This window comes from Streptomyces sp. NPDC042371 (genome assembly GCF_056437465.1).
In genome coordinates this window covers 1-3,326 of the sequence record NZ_JBWKAP010000030.1, presented here as the reverse complement: position 1 = coordinate 3,326, position 3,326 = coordinate 1, and the positions used below count along the sequence as shown (strand labels likewise).

The following is a 3,326-nucleotide window of genomic DNA, read 5'->3' as shown; positions in this document are numbered from 1 at the left end:
GGGTGTGAAGCTGACGACGCTGAGCGCGGAGCAGGCCGCCTACATCGGCGTCGAGGTCGAGGGCCCCTTCAAGCCCGACCACTACCGCTACTGACGGCCCACCGGCCGCCGGTCAGCACGCACCACTTCAGCAGGCCCTCGCCCCAGCGGCGGGGGCCTGCCCCTTTGCACCGACGAGAATCACCAGACTCACGAGACTGACGAGACTCACGCCAGGAACAGGACCGAGGACCGAGACCCATGCCCCGCGGCCGATATTCGCTCCATGATCCGCACGATCACACCCCCCTCGGTGAAGAACACTTCCACTGCGCACCCGGCCCCTCCGGCTGGCGCTACGTCTCCCAACGAACCACCCCTTCAGGCACCCCCGCAGGCTCCGTCGACCTCGCACTCGACGCCCGCGGCCGCCCCATCCGCCTCGAACTCCACGCGGGCGACTGGCAGGTCCGCGCAGGTGCCCTCAACGGCGTCACCTGGGTCCGCACCGACCCCACAGGCGCTCACGCCACCGAAGAGAACGCCCCCGCCCACGCCTTCACCGGCACATCCCCCGCCTTCCTCGTCGCGACGGCCAGGCTCCTGAGCCTCACCCCCGCATCCCCCGCGACCCGTCTCCGCCTGGTCGCCTTCACGGACCCGGTCCTCGCCCCCCGCACCCTCGACCAGTCCTGGGCCCTGCTGAAAAGCGAAGCACACGCCACTGACAGCGGCCCCCTGACCGTCGACGAATACCAGGTCACAGCCCTGGACACCGGTGAACAGCACGCCGTCCACATCGCTGGCGACGTCGTCCTCGCGGCCCCGGGAATCGAGCTGGAACACCTCGAAACCCCACCGTCGACGTTCACCTGACGCCACGCCACGCCACGCCGCTCAGGCAGGCGGCGCGAACCCCGTGGCCGGAGGAGCCTCGTCCGTACCAGGCCCAGCAGGTGCAGCAGGCCCACTGGGCCTCGTGGGACCAACGGGATCAGCGGACCTAACGGGACCACCGGGACCAGCGGGATAGGCACCAGCCACAGGCCCGTACCCATAGCCTGAGCGAGGGTCGAGGTGCCCTCCTGGCCCCTCGCCGAACGCCGCAGAGGAACCGGCCAACCGCTCCGGACCCCCCGCCCCACCAAATGCACGCCGAGCGTCCCGGGCCTGCCGCTCGTGCACCACAGCAGCGAGATACGCGGCCGGTGGAACCCCGTGCGGCGCAGGCGCCCCGGTCCGCTCCACCAGATCACCCGCGAGCCGCTCCGCCATCGTCCAGCCCACCTGCGGATCCAGCTGCCCCATGCGCGTGAGGTACTGGCGGATCGCCAGCCACAGCCCCTCGGGCACCCCGGACAGATCCAGCTCGGCGAACCGCCCGACCAGCCAGGGCGGCGGGGGAGGAACGGCAGCAGCCCGCCCCGCAGGCACCCGTTCACGTACGACGAGCGTCCCCGCGAACACATCCCCGAGCCGCCGCCCACGCGCCGACACCAAGGAGGCGATACACGCGACGACGCCGAACGTCATCAGGATCTCGACGACCCCGACGGCCCCCCGCACCAGCGCGTGCCGGAACCGGATCGGCCCGCCGTCGTCCCGCACCACCCGCAGCCCGCACGCCAGCTTCCCGAGCGACCGCCCATGGCTGAGGGTCTCCACCGCTATGGGGACCCCGATCAGCACGAGGACGAAGCCCGCGACCGCGACCGCGGCAGCCGCGGCATCGTCCAACGAAGAAGTCGAGGCGATGACCGCGAAGGTCACCACCAGATAGACCGTCCATGCCGCGGCCAGGTCGATCAGCACGGCCAGCGCCCGGCTCGGCAGCTTCGCGGGCCGCAGCTCCAGCGCCACCGCCTCGCCCGTCACAAGCTCACTCACGCCCGCCACCCTTCCCTGCCCTGCCGTAGGACTGGCCAGTCTGCCAAGCTGAACAATCACGCGCCGCAGTACGAGGAGCAGTCTTCCGATGGACCTCGACGTCTTCGTGTCCGCCCACCGAGCCGAGTGGGACCGACTGGACGCCCTGCTGCGCCGTCGGCGCCGCCTCTCCGGAGCCGAGGCCGACGAACTCGTCGCCCTCTACCAACGCACCGCCACCCATCTCTCCCTGATCCAGTCCACCGCCCCGGACCCACAGCTCACCGGACGCCTGACGCACCTGGTGGCCCGCGCGCGCAGCGCCGTCACCGGTACGCGACGCGCCTCCTGGCGGGACGTGACCCGCTTCCTGACACACGGTTTCCCCGCGGCGGTCTACCGATCCCGCCGCTGGTGGATCCCCACGGCCCTGCTCTCGACGGTCCTCGCGGCGGTCATCGGCTGGTGGATCGCCACCCATCCCGAAGTGCAGTCCACGATCGCCGCCCCCAGTGAGCTCCGGGAGATGACCCGCCCGGGAGGCGAGTACGAGACGTACTACTCCAGTCATCCCGCGGCGTCGTTCGCCGCCCAGGTGTGGACGAACAACGCCCAGGCAGCCGCGATGTGCCTGGTCCTGGGAGCCTTCCTCTGCTTCCCGGTCATCTGGATCCTCTTCCAGAACATGCTCAACCTCGGTGTCGGCATCGGCCTGATGTCCTCGGCCGACCGTCTCGACACCTTCCTCGGCCTGGTCCTGCCGCACGGCCTCCTGGAGCTGACCGCGGTCTTCGTCGCAGCGGGAACGGGCCTACGTCTGGGCTGGACCGTCATCGACCCGGGACCCCGCACGCGCCGCACCGCCCTGGCGGAAGAGGGCCGCTCAGCCCTCGGTATGGCCATCGGCCTGGCCCTGGTCCTCTTCGTCTCGGGCGCCATCGAAGGCTTCGTCACCCCCTCGGGCCTCCCGACGTGGGCCCGCATCGCCATCGGAATCGGCGCCGAGCTGGCCTTCCTTGTGTACGTCTACGTGCTGGGCGGAAGGGCCGCCCGCGCAGGTGAGACCGGCGACCTCGACAGGGACGAACGCAGCGCTTCCGTCCCTCTCGCAGCGTGATGTGCATGCGCCGCATCTGACCTGCTAGTCTCCTCATCGCGCCGGAAAAACCGTTGACACGGAAGGACCGGGGAGGTAGATTCGAACAGTTGCCTAGAACTGGACAAGTCCAGTGGCGGCGGTTAGACTCTGCCTGCTTCTTGAATCTCATCTCGCAAGAAGCCGCACCGAATTATTCGGAATCTGAAGCCGGTAAGACCGGCCAAGAACTTCTGATAAAGTCGGAACCGCCGGAAAGGGAAACGCGAAAGCCGAAAGGCCGGAGCGGAAACCGGAAAGGCACCGAGGAAGTCGGACACGAAAGAGTCTGATAGAGTCGGAAACGCAAGAACAAAGAACAAAAGAAACACCGAAGGGAAGCGCC

General features: G+C 69.1%; 4 protein-coding genes. 3 read left to right on the top strand and 1 reads right to left on the bottom strand.

What is annotated here, in order from left to right; all coding sequences use genetic code 11:
- Together AC068B_RS41125 and AC068B_RS41120 are read left to right on the top strand one after the other, a co-directional pair.
- On the top strand, positions 1-94 hold a 94-nt coding region (locus AC068B_RS41125; RefSeq protein ID WP_478676566.1), incomplete at its 5' end, for an adenosylhomocysteinase.
- Positions 95-240: 146 nt separating this feature from the next.
- On the top strand, positions 241-855 hold the full coding sequence (locus AC068B_RS41120; protein WP_478676565.1) for a hypothetical protein: 615 nt from the start codon (positions 241-243) through the stop codon (positions 853-855).
- A gap of 21 nt (positions 856-876) precedes the next feature.
- Here the strand turns inward: AC068B_RS41120 and AC068B_RS41115 are convergent, their stop codons facing one another.
- Positions 877-1,866: an RDD family protein gene (locus AC068B_RS41115; RefSeq protein ID WP_478676564.1), complete on the bottom strand. Its 990-nt coding sequence runs from the start codon at positions 1,864-1,866 to the stop codon at positions 877-879.
- Between the two features lie 88 nt (positions 1,867-1,954).
- On the opposite strand from AC068B_RS41115, the gene AC068B_RS41110 reads away from it, so the two are divergent.
- Positions 1,955-2,962: a stage II sporulation protein M gene (locus AC068B_RS41110; RefSeq protein ID WP_356262752.1), complete on the top strand. Its 1,008-nt coding sequence runs from the start codon at positions 1,955-1,957 to the stop codon at positions 2,960-2,962.
- Positions 2,963-3,326 lie beyond the last annotated feature (364 nt).